Below are 16,008 nucleotides of genomic sequence, written 5' to 3'. Positions count from 1 at the left end.
GGCTTAAATTGTAATTCTGAAGCTCCAGCAGAATGTGCGGATTCAATATTAATCTGTTTATTATAACTAAATATTAATACCATGAAAAAAAAGAAATTAAAAGCATTATCGCTAAAAAAAGCATCTATTTCGAAACTTAGTGGTGGATCATTAGCCCCAGCAGTATCGTTTGCATTTCCTTGTGCACCAACACAAGATTTATTTACGTGTACTTGGGTGAGTGAATTATACACCGCATGTAATTGCGAACCTTCTTGGAATGGCGGATGTGAATCTATTCAATTTCCATGTCCAATAACTATCGATTTGAATTGTAATATAGAATCAGTAAGAATTTGTGAAGCCTAATCTTAAAAACTTAAAATCATGAAAAAAAAGAATTTAAAAACATTATCGCTAAAAAAAGCATCTGTTTCAAAACTCAATGGTGGTAGTAATGTACCAACACCAATTCAATTAACAAGAAATCTACTAGAGTGCATACAGACGCGGGATATCCGTCAATGTACTTGGTATAGTGAATTACTGACAGCTTGTGAATGTCCTCCTTCTTGGGATTTCAGATGTCAGCAATCCATTGATATACCTTGTGAAGCATAAACTTTTTAAAAATTAGAACCATGAAAAAAAAGAAATTAAAATCATTATCACTCAAAAAGGCGTCTGTTTCAAAATTAAATGGCGGAACATCAGGCCCAGTGCCAATTCAATTAACAATAAATATTAAACAGTGTCAATTTACGTGGGATATCTATCAATGTACTTGGTACAGTGAATTATACACCGCTTGTGAATGTCAACCTACCTGGGATTTAACTTGTACGCCTGCTTAATGAATTGTAATATCATCAAAACGCTCTCTTTAAAAGTGGGAGCGTTTTAACTTTTAAAATAAATACTAAAAGCTATGAAAAAGAAAAATTTATATCAAAAATTACGTATCCAAAAATCTAAAATTGCTTCATTTAATCAAATGAATACCATTTACGGAGGTGGAAGATCAAATCCATGCGATTCTATTGAAACAATGGATTGTCCAACCAATACCTGTCCACCAGGAAGTAATGGTTGCAACACAGCAAACTGTCCGCCAGAAACAGCAGAATGTCCATCAGCAAACACCATCTGTTTATGTAATTCATTCATTACCGATCCAGGAATTACAGGTTGTTAATTTAGGATACAATCAACATAAAAGCTCCAAAAGTGTATTCTTTTGGAGTTTTTTTGTGAATTCTTTTTTAAATAATTATCTGATAAACAACTGTTTTTCCATTTGAAATTATGTAATTTTAAGCCTCTAATCAATCTTATCCCAATGAAAAAATCAGCTTTAGTTTTAATTCTACTTGCTTTTATATTAAATAGTTGCACAGACACTACTCCTCAAAAAGAAACCCCTAAAATTGATGAAACTCCTAAAAATAGTTTCGGATTGGTCATTCACGGTGGTGCAGGAACTATTTTGAAAAAGAATTTAACTCCTGAATTAGAAGCACAATACAAAGAAACTCTAGAAAAAGCTGCTAAAAAAGGCTATGATATTCTACAAAATGGCGGTACAAGTTTAGATGCAGTAGAACAAACAATTCACATATTAGAAAACTCACCGTTATTCAATGCTGGAAAAGGCGCTGTATTTGCGAATAATGGAAAAAATGAATTGGATGCTTCTATCATGGAAGGAAAAACATTAAATGCTGGTGCAGTTGCTGGTGTAACAAACTTAAAACATCCAATTTCTGCTGCGCGAAAAGTCATGGAAAATTCAGATCATGTACTATTAGCTAGAGAGGGCGCAGAAGAATTTGCTGCTTCGCAAGGACTCGAAGTTGTAGATCCAAGCTATTTTTATACAGAAAAAAGATTTCAATCACTACAAAGAATAAAAGACAAAGAAAAAGTACAACTAGATCATGATGACAAAGCTGCTTTTGTGGATCCTTTTATCAAAGATTACAAATTTGGAACTGTGGGTTGTGTTGCGTTAGACAAAAATGGAAACCTAGCCGCTGGAACTTCCACAGGTGGAATGACCAACAAAAGATGGAATCGTATTGGCGATTCTCCACTTATAGGCGCAGGAACATACGCAAACAACAAAACCTGTGCTGTTTCTGGGACTGGACATGGCGAATACTTCATCAGAGCAAATGTGGCGTATGATATTTCAGCACTCATGGAATACAAAAAAATATCGTTGCAAGAAGCTGCCAAAGAAGTGGTTCAAAACAAACTAAAAAATATGGGCGGCGATGGCGGAATTATTGCCATTGATGCAAAAGGAAACTTAGTTGCCGAATTTAATACGGCTGGAATGTACAGAGCAATGGTTGATGAAAAAGGAACGATTACCGTTGGAATTTACAAAGAATAAAAAAACGGAAAACTGAAGATATAGTACGAATTCTAAATACATCATAACGAATACTAAATTAACACTATCTTTATGAAAAAGTCTGTTTATTTTACAAAAAAAATCATCATGCGCAACACTACTATTTTCATCCTTCTTTTAGTTTTTGTTGGATTCTTTTCTTGTAAAACGGAAAATCCAGAAACGGATAATATATTTGAATTCAAAGATTATATCTATCAAACAACTGCAGGAACTGTTTCTGTAAATGAACCAATCATTATTGGGCTTCAAAAAGAAGTGCCTGATTGGGCAGACAATGAAGAAGTGCCAACAAAACTCTTAAAAATAAGTCCGAAAGTCAACGGAAAACTATTTGTTCAAAGTAATAAAACCTTACGGTTTGAACCAGATACAGCGTTAAAACCAGATACAGAATACTCGATAACTCTCGACTTAACTAAGATTTATGAAAATGTTCCTGATAAATTCCAAAAATACACATTTGCATTTAAAACGGTTGCGCCAAACTTCACCATCATCACCAACGATTTACAATCCTATTCCAAAGAATGGCAATACCTAAATGGTGTGTTGCGTTCCGCAGATGTCATTCCAAACGAGAAGCTTCAAGGATTGCTAAAAGCAACACAAAACGGCAAAGAATTAGCGATAAAATGGAATTCTGATGCGCTTATTAGTACAACCTACGAATTCACCATAGATAGCATCAACAGACCTGAAGACGATTCGGAAATAAAAATTTCTTGGACAGGGAAACCAATTGGCGCAGATACTAAAGGTTCAAAAGTATACACCATTTCTGGGCAAAACAATTTCTCTATCATTGATGTAAACATCTCGCAAAGTCCAGAACAAAAAATAAGCATTAATTTCTCTGATCCACTATTCAAAAATCAAAACTTTGAAGGATTAGTGACGTTGCAAAATCAACGAAACATTACGTATGCCGTTGACGGGAACATTCTAAATATATATCCAGAAAACAGAATGACAGGCACAGCTGCACTCGAAGTTTTCACTGGAATCAAAAACAAAGAAGGCTTCAAACTCAAAAAAAATTACACACAACGTATTTCGTTTGAACAACAAAAACCACAACTTCGTGCAGTGAGCAAAGGTGTTATTTTGCCAAACTCTAAAAACCTAACCTATAACTTTCAAGCCATGAACTTGAAATCGGTTGATGTGCGAATTGTCAAAATATATCAAAACAATGTGCTTCAATTTTTACAAGAAAACAACCTTAGCGAAATCGATCGATATAGTATTCGTAGCGTTGGAAGACGAATTGCCAAAAAAACCATCAATCTGATCAAAAATGAAAACGAAAATGATGGACAATGGAAAACCTACGGAATTGATTTATCAACACTATTCAAAGCAGAGCCTGGCGCTATTTATCAAATAGAAATTGGCTTTAAAAAAGACTATGCTTTATATACTTGTGATGCAGTTACCACTACAACAGAAGAAGCAAGTAGTGGACGTGGCGATTATTACCAAAATCGAGAAGACGAAGAAGAAAATGAAGAAGAATACTGGGACAATCGTATGTATAGCTTCCGAAACTATCGCTACGATTGGAACGATCGTGAAAATCCGTGCACAGATTCCTATTACCTACAAGATCGATTTTTAACCGCAAACATTCTATCTTCGGACTTAGGTGTGATTGTAAAAAGAGGCGAAAACAAATCGTATTATTTCGCGGTAAGCAATATTATATCTACAAGTCCTATTGGCAGTGCAAAAGTAACTTTGTACAATTACCAACAACAAGAAATAGTTTCAAAACAAACAGACTCGGATGGATTCACCACAATTGATGCAGACAAAAACGCATACTTCGCCATGGTGTCCAAAGGAGAACACATGACGTACGTAAAACTCAACGACGGAAGCTCATTATCCATGAGTAAATTTGATGTTTCTGGAAAAGAAATCAACAAAGGAATTAATGGATATATTTATGGCGAACGCGGCGTTTGGCGACCTGGCGACAGTTTACACTTAGCGTTTGTGTTAAATGACAAAGGAAATCCGCTTCCAAAAAATCATCCTGTAAAAATGGAAGTTACGGATGCGCGTGGAAAATTAGTCTACAAAAATATCCGAACACAAGGTGTTGATAATTTCTACAAATTTACGGTTTCAACGGACGCTGAAGCTCCAACAGGAAACTGGGAAGCCAATGTAAATGTTGGTGGTGTGAACTTCTCTAAAACGCTCAAAGTAGAAACGGTAAAACCAAATCGATTAAAAATTAATATTGACTTTGATGATGAAATCTTAGCCAATTCCAGACCGATTGAAGGAACACTAAAAGCAGCTTGGTTGCATGGCGCACCCGCAAAAAACTTAAAAGCAGAAATCAGTGTAAAACTGACAAACACAAAAGCCTCTTTCAAGAAATTTCCAAACTATGAATTCAACGATCCAACACGAAATTTTAATGCGGAAGAATTTATCATGTTCAATGGAAGTTTGGATGAAAACGGTTTGGCAGAAATCTCTAAAAAAATAAACGTAGACAAAAAAGCGCCAGGCATGTTGCGCGCTTCTTTCCTAACACGTGTATTTGAAAATGGTGGCGATTTCTCTATTGATGCGTTCTCTAAAAACTTTGCACCGTATACTTCTTTTGTTGGATTAAAATCACCCGAACCAAAACAATACGGTTCATTCTATACAGATGAAGATCAGAAATTTGAAATTGTTACGGTTGATGATAAAGGAAACCCGATCAAGCGCAACGGACTCGAAGTAAAGATCTATGAAATTAATTGGCGTTGGTGGTGGAGTTCGTCGTATGAAGATCTTTCTTCCTATTCGGGAAGTGACTATCATAAACACTATAAAACCTTTAAAATAAATACCGACGCGAACGGAAAAGGAAGTTTTAACCTCAACATTCCTGATGAAGAACGCGGACGTTATCTAATTCGTGTGTACGATGCAAAAAGTGGTCATGCAACAGGAAGAACCGCGTATTTCTACAAAAATTGGTGGCGAAGAAGCAATGATGGAAACTCAGAAGCGGCTAAAATGTTGATTTTTGCTGCGGATAAAGAAAAATACAATGTTGGTGAAAAAGCGACAATAACCTTTCCTTCTGGAAAAGGCGGACGCGCATTGGTCAGTGTAGAAAATGGTACGGAAGTACTCAGCACAAAATGGGTTATTACCACAAATGAGCAAACGACAACTACGATTCCAATTACGTCAGAAATGGCGCCAAATGTATTTATAAACATCTCGTTGGTTCAAAAACACAACAATGTTTCCAATGATTTACCAATTCGTTTATACGGAGTCATTCCTATCTTGGTAGAAAATCCTGTAACGATTTTAAAACCTAAAATCTCAGTGCCAGAAACCTTACGGCCAGAACAATCGTTCACGGTAAAAGTAAGCGAAGAAAACAAAAAAGCAATGACCTATACCATTGCAGTTGTAGATGAAGGTTTGTTAGATTTAACGCGATTTAAAACACCAAATCCTTGGGATATTTTTTATCAACGACAAGCACTTGGTGTTCGAACTTGGGACATTTACGATGATATTATTGGTGCGTTTAGCGGAAACATCGATCAGGTATTTGCAGTTGGTGGTGGCGATGGTGGAACTGGTGCTAAAAACAAAAAAGCAAATCGTTTTAAACCTGTAGTTGAATATTTAGGTCCTTTTCAGCTAAAAGCTGGAGAAACAAAATCACACAAAATTTTAATGCCAAACTATATCGGCGCAGTTCGTACGATGGTTGTGGCAGGGAATTCAAATACAGAAGCATACGGAAATGCGGAACAATCTTCGCAAGTGAAAAAACCATTAATGGTGTTGGCAACCGCACCACGAAAGTTGAGTCCAGGAGAAAAAGTAACACTTCCTGTGACCGTTTTTGCGATGGAAAACAAAGTAAAAAATGTATCGTTGGAACTTAAATTACAAAATGGGATTTCAGTCATTGGAAGCGCGAAACAATCGCTTAAGTTTGACAAACCAGATGAAAAAATGGTGTTCTTTGACTTAGATGTAAGCGAAGTAAAAGGCATTCAAACCATAGAAGTTGTAGCAACAGGAAACGGCGAAAAAGCATCCTACAAAATAGAAATCGATGTAGAAAACCCAAATCCGATCACGAAGAAAATTCACGAACTTACCTTAGATGGAAAAACGTCTCAAACGCTTAATTTTGATACCTTTGGTGTGGCAGGAACAAATGCTGCCACGGTAGAGTTTTCTACATTGCCTCCAATGGATTTCACAGCGCGTATGGAATATTTAATTCGCTATCCACACGGTTGTATTGAACAAACAACGTCGAGTGTATTTCCTCAATTATATCTAAACGATATTTTTGATCTAACGGCTGGAAAGAAGCAGCAAATAGAAGCGAATATTGAAAAAGGAATCAAGCGTTTGGCACATTTTCAACGTCCAAATGGTGGTTTAAGCTATTGGATTGGGGAAAGTACGACCAATGAATGGGGAACCAGTTATGCTGGACATTTTATGATTGAAGCCGAAAAGAAAGGCTATACATTACCATTAACTTTTATGAGTCAATGGATTAAATTTCAGAAAAATGCAGCACGTAACTGGCGTTATAAAAATGACAGCTATTACAATTCTGATTTAACACAAGCATATCGTTTGTATACCTTAGCCTTGGCAGGTCATCCAGATTTAGCTTCGATGAACCGACTGCGCGAATCGAATAAATTATCAAACGATGCAAAATGGCGATTGGCAGCTGCGTACGCATTGGCTTCTCAAAAAAAAGCAGCCGAACAAATTGCACAATCTGCAAATATAGATTTCAGACCATCCAAAGCACGCTATGATTATACGTATGGCTCGGTTGATAGAAACCGTGCAATGGCAATGGAAACGATGGTAATTTTAAAAGATAAAAAAGTCGTTGACTTAGCAAAAACGATTGCGAAAGAATTGTCATCAAACCGTTGGATGAGTACACAAACAACCGCGTATAGTTTGTTGGCAATGGGTAAAATGGTCACACAAAATGGCGGTAAAAATATCAAGATGCAATTCTCGGTGAACGGGAAAAATCAACAAAATATTGAAACATCGAAAGCAATTGCGCAACGCGACTTAACTATTATAAAAGGAGCAAATGCATTATTGGTTGAAAACAAAGAAGACAATGTATTGTTTGTGCGTGTATTGAATACTGGAAAATTACCTTTGGGTGAAGAATTAGCCGAGAAACGAAACTTAGCGATTCGCATAACATATAAAGACAAATCTGGTAGTAAAATTGATGTTTCCAAATTGACACAAGGAACCGATTTTATGGCAACTGTGACGGTTTCTAATGACGATTCTGCATTTTTAGGCGATGTTGCGCTTACAGAAATTTTCCCTTCTGGTTGGGAAATTGTCAACACACGTTTTACCGAATATGGAAATACACCATCAAGCGTAGCGAGACATACAGATATTAGAGATGATCGTGTAAATTTCTATTTTGATTTGCCACGTGGAAAATCGAAAACATTCAATGTATTGCTCAATGCTTCGTACTTAGGAAGGTATTATTTACCCGGCATTCAAGCGGAAGCTATGTATGATAATGATTATTTTGTACGCACCAAAGGACAATGGATTGAAGTAGTGAAATAGTTAACTATGAACACAGAATTTACACCGTATTACGCCGTCATCTTTACCTCTATTCAAACAGAAAACATAGAAGGCTATGCGGAAATGGCAAAACAAATGGAAGACTTAGCTAAAAACCAAGCTGGATTTATCAGTATTGATAGCGCGCGAAATGCTGTTGGAATTACGGTGAGTTATTGGGAAAGTTTAGAAGCCATTAAACACTGGAAACAACATACCGATCATTTGATTGCACAGCAAAAAGGAATCAAAGATTGGTATGCTTATTACAATGTAAAAATCTGTAAAGTAGAACGTGAATATAGTTTTAATGAGCGTTCTTAATTCTTTGCAAAAAGAAAAAGCTTTCTAGAAAATTATTAAACACAATACTTTGCTCAAATACATCGTCAAAAAAATAAAAAACAATAAAATAAAAACTGTAATCTTTGGCATCCTATTGATTACATACTATTTCTGTTTGCCAAAAACACTTTTCAATACACCAACTTCTACGGTAATTGAAAGTCGTGAGGGTATTTTGCTTGGCGCGAAAATTGCCGATGACGGACAATGGCGATTTCCAAAACTCGATTCCGTTCCCGAGAAATTCAAGATTTGTATTGTACAGTTTGAAGATGAATACTTTTATAATCATCCTGGATTTAATCCGATTTCCATCGCGAAAGCATTCTGGGAAAATATAGAATCAGGCGAAGTAAAACGTGGCGGAAGTACACTCACACAACAAGTCATTCGGATGTCTCGAAAAGGACAGCGACGTACGTATATTGAAAAATTCAAAGAACTCATTCTTGCAACACGATTAGAGTTTCGACTTTCCAAAGCAGATATTTTAGCTTTATATGCTTCGCACGCACCTTTCGGTGGAAATGTCGTTGGATTAGACGCTGCTTCTTGGCGTTATTTTGGACGAAGACCACAAGAACTCTCTTGGGCAGAAAATGCTACGTTAGCGGTACTGCCAAACGCACCAAGTCTGATCTTTCCCGGAAAGAATCAAGCACGACTAAAAGTAAAACGCGATCGATTACTCAAAAAACTACACGAACAGGAAATTATTGACAAGCTTACCTACGAATTGGCAATTACAGAGCCGCTTCCACAAAAACCATACGCATTGCCACAAACAGCAAAACATTTGCTGAATAAAGTTGTGGAAACGCACAAAGGAAAACGTGTGCAAACTTCCGTAGAATCGTACGTGCAACAAGAAGTAAACGCTATTGTAGCCAAACATTATAAAGAATTAAAACAGAATCAAATTTACAATGCTGCGGTATTGGTTTTGGATGTAAAAACTCGCAAAGTATTGGCGTACATAGGAAATACACCAACCGACAAAGCACATCAAAAAGATGTCAATATCATTCACAAACCGAGAAGTACGGGAAGTATTATGAAGCCGTTTTTGTATACGGCAATCTTAGATGCAGGCGATTTGCTTCCAAATACATTAGTGGTGGATGTTCCGACGAAAATTGGAACGTACAATCCTAAAAATTTTACGGACTCGTATGATGGCGCCGTCACTGCAAAACGTGCGTTGTCGCGATCGTTAAATGTTCCAGCAGTGCGTATGTTGCAACAATTTGGCTTAGATAAATTTCACTATTACCTTCAAGAATTACAATTAAAAGATGTATCGTATAATGCCGATCATTATGGACTTTCATTAATATTAGGTGGCGCAGAAAGTAACTTATGGGATTTGTGTAAAACCTACACAGCTTTTTCGTCTACCTTGAATCATTTTGGTGAAAACTCTGGTCAATACTTTACCAATGAATTTTGTGAACCTTCTTTTATAAAGCAAGAAAGCGTTGATTTTGGAACCTTAACTTCCGAAAAAACCATTTTTGATGCAGGTTCTATGTATCTCACGTATGAATCTTTAAAAGAAGTAAACAGACCCGAAGGCGAAGAAAACTGGGAATTTTTCGATTCTAGCAAACAAATCGCTTGGAAAACAGGCACCAGTTTTGGATTTAGAGATGCGTGGGCAATTGGTACAACGAAAGATTATGTAGTTGGTGTTTGGGTTGGAAACGCTGATGGCGAAGGTCGCCCAGGATTGATTGGAACTTCTGCGGCTGCCCCAATTTTGTTTGATGTGTTTGAAGTGTTGCCAAAAAGTGACTGGTTTGACGTTCCACATGACGAACTCGAAGAAGTTTCCATCTGTTTGAAAAGTGGTTACAGAGCTTCCGAATTGTGTGAAACATCCGAACTGCAATTTATTCCACGAAGCGGATTGAAAACGAAACCATGCCCATATCATATTTGGGTTCATGTTGATAAAGAGGAGCGTTATCAAGTAAATTCATCATGTCAACCACTAAATGAAATGACGCACAAAAGTTGGTTTGTGTTGCCGCCATTGATGGAATATTATTATCAAGGCAAAAATCCGTTGTATAAAACATTGCCACCTTTTCGAAAAGATTGTACCGCAGAAGGGCAAAAAAGCATGGATTTTATTTATCCTGAAGAAGCTGTAAAAGTGTTTCTTCCGAAAGATTTTGATGGAAATAAAAACGGTTTGATATTGCGTTTGGCACATTCCATTCCTGAAACAAAAGTATTTTGGTACTTAGATGAAACTTTTTTAGGCACTACACAAACCATTCACGAAATGGAAGTGAAGCCAACAACTGGCATTCACAAAATCACCGTTGTGGATGAATTTGGTAACGAAGCCAGAAGAACTATTGAAATTCAGGAGTGATATTCTTCTTATTAGGCACAGAATTTAGTATTTTTCATACTTAGTAGCATTTCCCCTAAATATATAAAACCTCATCACGTATGAAACAGCTTTTTTTCATAGCATGCTTCCTTTTGTTTAGTCTAAACTATGCGTTTTCTCAAACAGATTCTTTGACAACAAAGTCATTTGAAGAGTTAGAAAAACGATATTTAGCTACCTACAAAACGCCAAAAGAAGCCAAAAAATATGTAGACGCTTTGTATTTGGTTGCACAAAAAGGAACTGACAAACAACGCATTGCAAAAGCGTTGTATCGCAAAGGATATATTTATTTAAAATTAGGCAATACAAAAGCAGCTTTACAATTTACGGAAGAATCTTTAGCGAATAAATCGCATGATGATGATAAATTATTGTTCCAAAATCTTGTGCAAAAAGGAAATATATTTCTTGCGGAAGGCAAATACGATTCGTCTATACACTTTTATTTGAAAGGAAGAGTCGTTGCTCAAAAAATTGGTAGCACTAGAGATATTTTAGCAATGACAACCAATGTTGCCTTAATTAAAAAACAAATTGAAGATTATACCGGCGCTATTTATGATTTTAAAGGCACTCTAACAGAGATAGAAAAATTAAATTCACCTATATACAATCGTTTGGAAATTGCAAATCATCTTGGTTTGGCTGATACGTATCTGAGAATTCTTCAACCCGATGCTGCTTTAATCCATACGAATAAAGGGTTATTAAAAACTTCTCCAGAAACATACGCCAATTTACATACCGACTTATTGCTGAACAGAGTAATTATAAAGTATCAAAAACAGCAATATCAACAAAGTATTGATTTAGCAATTTCTTTAGATACGCTAATTAAGAATACGGAACAACCTAGAAAATTTGTCACTTCATATTTGTATCAAGCTAAAAGTTATAATGCACTAAAACTAGTTGACTCCGCTATTTTTCAATATGAGAACATTAAGAATTTAGCAAAAATAGAAGCGTTTTCTTTTCCAGAATTGGAAGAAGTATATTATCAATTGGCAAAAATGTATCTACAAAAAAAAGATACTAAAAGCGCCACGCACAATTTTGAACTTTTCGAAGAGTTTAACCAGCAAAAAGATAGCTCAAATATAGTTGTCCATCATACCATAAAAGATTATGATATTGCTCAGCTAAAAGAAGAACTTCGAACCGTTAATGAGAAAAGTACGCAACAAAAAAAGACCGTGAATTATTTATATGTGATTTCGAGTGTTTTAGTTGGTTTTACTATTTTCTTTTTGATTCTTTACAGAAGAAATAAAAACAAAAACAAGAAACGTTTTAGTGAACTCTTAATTCGCATGCAACAGCTTGAAACTGAAAAGAAGAAGCCTAAAACAATTACACATAAAACAGATTTAGCGATTAACGATGAAGGTGTTGTGCAAATATTGAAAGATTTGTCAACATTTGAAGCCAAACAATCTTTCTTACATGTAGATTGTACGCTAGCATATACTGCTAAAAAGTTAAAAACAAACACAGCATATTTATCACATGTAATCAATACATATAAAGGAAAAACATTTACTGCCTATTTGAATGACTTGCGAATTGATACCGCATTAGTCACCTTAAAAAACGACAAGAAAATAAGGTTGTATTCCATGAAAGCAATCGCCAATGAATTTGGATACAAGCGAAGAGAAACCTTCTCTAAAGTATTTAAAAGCACCACAGGAATGGACCCAACTTCGTATATCAAAGAATTGCAATTAAAGGATAAAAACAGGCGTGATAATTCATAAATTGTCTCCACTACATCGTTTCTTTCTATCAAAAAAATATAATCTTTGAGCTAATATTAATTAAACCCTATATTTATGAAACGTTTTGCATTAAATAAAATAAAGATTGCCAAATTAGTAAGGATTCAAGAAATTAAAGGAGGAAAAGCGACACCAAATAGCGCTAGTGCAGACCTACAAGCCTGTGTTACCGATGAGTGTGTTACTGAAAATGGTATGTCATGTGCAGAAATGGTGTGTACAAACACTTCTATTGATGGACAAGATGTGACAGATCCTGCGCCACTTCCATAATATTTATATAATTTAAAACATATTAAAAAAGAGAGTCAACTTTTATATTGACTCTCTTTTTTTGGTCACAATCTTAACAGGTAAACTGACATGTAATTGGCACGGTACAATCAAAAGAGCATCCTGCTGAACAGGCTGTTGCTAACGGATTTGTTTTGTTTAATCCTCCTGTGATTTTTTCGTTCTTAAAGTTTGAAATCGATTTCTTGTTCAACTTTAAGTTTTTAATCGCTTGTTTTTTCATAAGTTTTGCTTTTTGAAAATTTTAAATGATGCTTTCTTAAAAAAGTATAGAAAGCTAAAGAATAGATTCAAGCAATCTGATTATTGACAGATACACCAGCTTTGCGTTCCTGCAGTTGATGGCTTAGGAATAGTCCAAGCGCCACCACCTTTAATTTCTTGTTTACTTAAACTAGAGATGGTAACTTGTTTGAAATTTAACTTTCCTAAGTTTCTTTGTTTTGCTGAATTGTTTTTCATAATTGTTTGATTTTGAGTTTAATTATGAAGCTAAATAAGTGCAAATTCATTTGCAAAAAAAGGAAGATACGTTAGGATTTATAAATTGATAATGCGCATATTTATAAATTATCACGAGTGAATTTTAAGGTAAAAAGGATCTCGACTGCATTTCAATTTTACTCAATGCAAACGCTCAATATGAAATATAGATAAGTGTTTTTTTATGATGATTATTTCTTCTTTTTATCAAAAAAAGTAATCTCAGCTTCAATCGTTTTGCCGTTACGATTTACTTTTACAGTCGTTTTATTACCATTTTCAAATTTCGACAATGCACGCATGTAGGTTTTCATATCGGTGACTTCGTGTTCGCCTAATTGAATGACAACATCACCTTTTTGCAAACCTGCTTTTTGTGCAGGACGATTTTCGCTAATGCCATCAATTCGCATGCCTTTTCCATCAAACAAATAATCAGGAATCACGCCTAACGTTACTTTAAATCGTGGTGTATCTTCAGATTCGTTGACGGTTTTTGTAAATTCAATTTTTCCTTTTGAATTTACTTCTGAAATAATTCTATAAATATAATTTGAAATTTGAAGCATTCCTTCATAATTCAACTTTTCAAAATCATCCGAAGGTTTATGGTAATCTACATGTTGTCCTGTAAACAAATGCAACACTGGAATATCTTGTAAATAAAAAGAAGTATGATCCGATGGTCCAACACCTGATTCACTGAGTTTAAAATCGAACGTATGTTTGCTATTTGCTTTCACTACAGTTTCTTGCCAAATAGGTGAAGTTCCGACTCCGTAAATAGCCAATTTTTTATTTTTCTTCAAACGACCCACCATATCCATATTGATCATATAATTCACTTTCGTTAAATCAATTGTTGGGTTTTTTACAAAATAGTTAGAACCTAACAAGCCCATTTCTTCCCCAGAAAAAGCAATGAATAAGTAATTATTGTTTTTGTTTCCTTCTTTTAATCTATCCGCTAAATGCAACATAACAGCAACGCCACTTGCATTATCATCTGCGCCATTATGCACCATTGGTTCGCCTCTATGCAATGAACCATCTTGTCCCATTCCTAAATGATCGTAATGTGCGCCAATAACAATCGTAGTTTCCGCTTTATTATCAATATATCCAAGAACGTTTCTTCCTGTAATCGTTCCTTTTTCACTATTCTCGATATATACAGTTTCTGCATGCGGATCTGTTTTTGGTGTAAACGTAAATTCTTGGAGATATTTATTGGTGCCTTTTGGTAAAATTCCCATTGATTTAAAGCGTTCAGCAATGTACAATGCGGCAGTTATTTCGCCTTGCGTTCCTGTAGCTCTACCTTTCAATAAGTCGTCTGCCAATACTTCTATATCTGGTTTGATATTGTTTTCTACGGTACGTTCTGTTTTACAAGAACATACCAACACTAAAAAAAGAATTCCAAATAATGGTTTTGTGAACATAAGAAAGTTATTTTTGTGTAAAATTATCAAAATATTACCACTCCATGACACGTATTTTTGTTTTAATCTTACTTTGTACTGTTTTTTCATGTAAAGAAACTACAAAAGAAAAAGCGACAACAACAACGCCTGAATCAGAAGTTATCGTAAAAACGGCTTCAACCGATTCTTTAATTTATCCTGAAGAAAAATATTTTAAAAACATCCGACAAGTTACGTTTGGAGGCGATAATGCAGAAGCGTATTGGAGTTTTGATGACAAACAATTGATTTTCCAATCGAATAACACCAACTGGAATGTTTCCTGTGATCAAATGTTTTTAATGAATGTTGATGAAACGTTTAAAGACAATATGCCACCAATGGTAAGTACAGGAAAAGGAAGAACCACCTGTTCGTACTTTTTACCAGATAATAAACACATTATTTATTCGTCTACGCATTTAGTAGATGAAAAATGTCCAGAAGTTCCGTTGCGTAAAAACGGAAAGTATATTTGGCCAGTGTATGATTCGTTTGATATTTTTGTTGCCGATTTGGAAGGAAATATTGTGAAGCAATTGACCAATGAAGTTGGGTATGACGCAGAACCAACGGTTTCACCAAAAGGAGATAAAATCGTATTTACGTCAACCAGAAGTGGCGATTTAGAATTATATACCATGAATATTGATGGTTCTGATGTAAAGCAAATTACAGACGAATTAGGGTATGATGGTGGCGCATTTTTCTCACCTGACGGAACAAAAATTATCTTCCGTTCATCACGTCCGAGAACAAAAGCAGAAATCAAAGAATACAAAGATTTATTGGCAGAAGGTTTGGTGCAACCAACCGAAATGGAGTTATATATCTGTAATGCTGACGGAAGTGATTTGCGTCAATTAACCGACTTAGGAAACGCCAATTGGAGTCCGTTTTTTCATCCTTCTGGAGAAAAAGTCATCTTCTCGTCTAATCATGAAAGCGAGCGTGGTTTTCCATTCAACTTATACATGATTAATATTGATGGAACTGGTTTGGAACGCATTACACATAGTGAAACATTTGATGCGTTTCCAGTATTTTCAAATGATGGGAAAAAATTAGCTTTTTCATCAAACCGAAATAATGGCGGCGGAAGAGATACGAATCTTTTCATTGTAGAATGGCAGGAATAACCCTGTAAACATTCCCGCAATTTATAAATCAAGACCAATAGTTTTTTGAATTTTGATACATTTCAAT

At 35.4% G+C, this 16,008-nt stretch carries 14 protein-coding genes; 11 read left to right on the top strand and 3 right to left on the bottom strand.

The genetic code is table 11. The features are described from left to right. Positions 1-81: 81 nt before the first annotated feature. The 10 genes from H2O64_RS05670 (at position 82) to H2O64_RS05625 (ending at position 12,832) form a co-directional block, all read left to right on the top strand. The gene (locus H2O64_RS05670; RefSeq protein WP_187561202.1) at positions 82-348 is read left to right on the top strand and encodes a hypothetical protein; all 267 of its coding nucleotides are present in this window, start codon (positions 82-84) and stop codon (positions 346-348) included. A gap of 18 nt (positions 349-366) precedes the next feature. Then, positions 367-600, top strand: coding sequence for a hypothetical protein (locus tag H2O64_RS05665; RefSeq protein WP_187561201.1), 234 nt, complete (start codon positions 367-369; stop codon positions 598-600). 20 nt (positions 601-620) lie between these two features. After that, the gene (locus H2O64_RS05660; RefSeq protein ID WP_187561200.1) at positions 621-833 is read left to right on the top strand and encodes a hypothetical protein; all 213 of its coding nucleotides are present in this window, start codon (positions 621-623) and stop codon (positions 831-833) included. Positions 834-907: 74 nt separating this feature from the next. Further along, complete coding sequence (locus H2O64_RS05655; protein WP_187561199.1) at positions 908-1,174, top strand: hypothetical protein; 267 nt, start codon at positions 908-910, stop codon at positions 1,172-1,174. A gap of 144 nt (positions 1,175-1,318) precedes the next feature. Then, positions 1,319-2,377: an isoaspartyl peptidase/L-asparaginase family protein gene (locus H2O64_RS05650; protein ID WP_187561198.1), complete on the top strand. Its 1,059-nt coding sequence runs from the start codon at positions 1,319-1,321 to the stop codon at positions 2,375-2,377. A 108-nt stretch (positions 2,378-2,485) separates the two neighbouring features. Further along, positions 2,486-8,026: an alpha-2-macroglobulin family protein gene (locus H2O64_RS05645; RefSeq protein ID WP_449550434.1), complete on the top strand. Its 5,541-nt coding sequence runs from the start codon at positions 2,486-2,488 to the stop codon at positions 8,024-8,026. Between the two features lie 6 nt (positions 8,027-8,032). Further along, the gene (locus H2O64_RS05640) at positions 8,033-8,350 is read left to right on the top strand and encodes an antibiotic biosynthesis monooxygenase family protein (RefSeq protein ID WP_187561196.1); all 318 of its coding nucleotides are present in this window, start codon (positions 8,033-8,035) and stop codon (positions 8,348-8,350) included. 49 nt (positions 8,351-8,399) lie between these two features. Then, positions 8,400-10,754 (top strand): penicillin-binding protein 1C, encoded by a 2,355-nt coding sequence (gene pbpC, locus H2O64_RS05635; RefSeq protein WP_187561195.1) that lies wholly within the window; start codon positions 8,400-8,402, stop codon positions 10,752-10,754. 152 nt (positions 10,755-10,906) lie between these two features. Further along, positions 10,907-12,538 carry a helix-turn-helix domain-containing protein gene (locus tag H2O64_RS05630; RefSeq protein WP_187561194.1) on the top strand — a complete coding sequence of 544 codons (1,632 nt, stop codon included), beginning with the start codon at positions 10,907-10,909 and terminating at the stop codon, positions 12,536-12,538. 75 nt (positions 12,539-12,613) lie between these two features. Beyond that, positions 12,614-12,832, top strand: a complete 219-nt coding sequence (locus H2O64_RS05625) for a hypothetical protein (protein WP_187561193.1) — start codon at positions 12,614-12,616, stop codon at positions 12,830-12,832. Positions 12,833-12,905: 73 nt separating this feature from the next. On the opposite strand, the gene H2O64_RS05620 is transcribed toward H2O64_RS05625, so the two are convergent. The 3 genes from H2O64_RS05620 to H2O64_RS05610 all read right to left on the bottom strand — a co-directional run bounded on the left by H2O64_RS05620 (position 12,906) and on the right by H2O64_RS05610 (position 14,781). Then, positions 12,906-13,076, bottom strand: coding sequence for a hypothetical protein (locus tag H2O64_RS05620; RefSeq protein ID WP_187561192.1), 171 nt, complete (start codon positions 13,074-13,076; stop codon positions 12,906-12,908). 80 nt (positions 13,077-13,156) lie between these two features. Beyond that, a complete protein-coding gene (locus H2O64_RS05615) occupies positions 13,157-13,315 on the bottom strand; it encodes a hypothetical protein (protein WP_187561191.1) in 159 nt (52 codons plus the stop codon). Between the two features lie 212 nt (positions 13,316-13,527). Then, positions 13,528-14,781 (bottom strand): M20/M25/M40 family metallo-hydrolase, encoded by a 1,254-nt coding sequence (locus tag H2O64_RS05610; RefSeq protein ID WP_187561190.1) that lies wholly within the window; start codon positions 14,779-14,781, stop codon positions 13,528-13,530. 44 nt (positions 14,782-14,825) lie between these two features. Here H2O64_RS05610 and H2O64_RS05605 point away from each other — a divergent pair, with 44 nt between their 5' ends. Continuing rightward, positions 14,826-15,941 (top strand): TolB family protein, encoded by a 1,116-nt coding sequence (locus H2O64_RS05605; RefSeq protein ID WP_187561189.1) that lies wholly within the window; start codon positions 14,826-14,828, stop codon positions 15,939-15,941. Positions 15,942-16,008: the final 67 nt, after the last annotated feature.

It is taken from the genome of Kordia aestuariivivens (genome assembly GCF_014397005.1).
Classification (GTDB): domain Bacteria; phylum Bacteroidota; class Bacteroidia; order Flavobacteriales; family Flavobacteriaceae; genus Kordia; species Kordia aestuariivivens.
This window is presented reverse-complemented; position numbering and strand designations above follow the sequence as displayed.

Coding starts and splice junctions, on each gene's coding strand:
- H2O64_RS05670 (WP_187561202.1), top strand. CDS start 82: ATGAAAAAAAAGAAATTAAAAGCATTATCGCTAAAAAAAGCATCTATT.
- H2O64_RS05665 (WP_187561201.1), top strand. CDS start 367: ATGAAAAAAAAGAATTTAAAAACATTATCGCTAAAAAAAGCATCTGTT.
- H2O64_RS05660 (WP_187561200.1), top strand. CDS start 621: ATGAAAAAAAAGAAATTAAAATCATTATCACTCAAAAAGGCGTCTGTT.
- H2O64_RS05655 (WP_187561199.1), top strand. CDS start 908: ATGAAAAAGAAAAATTTATATCAAAAATTACGTATCCAAAAATCTAAA.
- H2O64_RS05650 (WP_187561198.1), top strand. CDS start 1,319: ATGAAAAAATCAGCTTTAGTTTTAATTCTACTTGCTTTTATATTAAAT.
- H2O64_RS05645 (WP_449550434.1), top strand. CDS start 2,486: ATGCGCAACACTACTATTTTCATCCTTCTTTTAGTTTTTGTTGGATTC.
- H2O64_RS05640 (WP_187561196.1), top strand. CDS start 8,033: ATGAACACAGAATTTACACCGTATTACGCCGTCATCTTTACCTCTATT.
- H2O64_RS05625 (WP_187561193.1), top strand. CDS start 12,614: ATGAAACGTTTTGCATTAAATAAAATAAAGATTGCCAAATTAGTAAGG.
- H2O64_RS05620 (WP_187561192.1), bottom strand. CDS start 13,076: ATGAAAAAACAAGCGATTAAAAACTTAAAGTTGAACAAGAAATCGATT.
- H2O64_RS05615 (WP_187561191.1), bottom strand. CDS start 13,315: ATGAAAAACAATTCAGCAAAACAAAGAAACTTAGGAAAGTTAAATTTC.
- H2O64_RS05610 (WP_187561190.1), bottom strand. CDS start 14,781: ATGTTCACAAAACCATTATTTGGAATTCTTTTTTTAGTGTTGGTATGT.
- H2O64_RS05605 (WP_187561189.1), top strand. CDS start 14,826: ATGACACGTATTTTTGTTTTAATCTTACTTTGTACTGTTTTTTCATGT.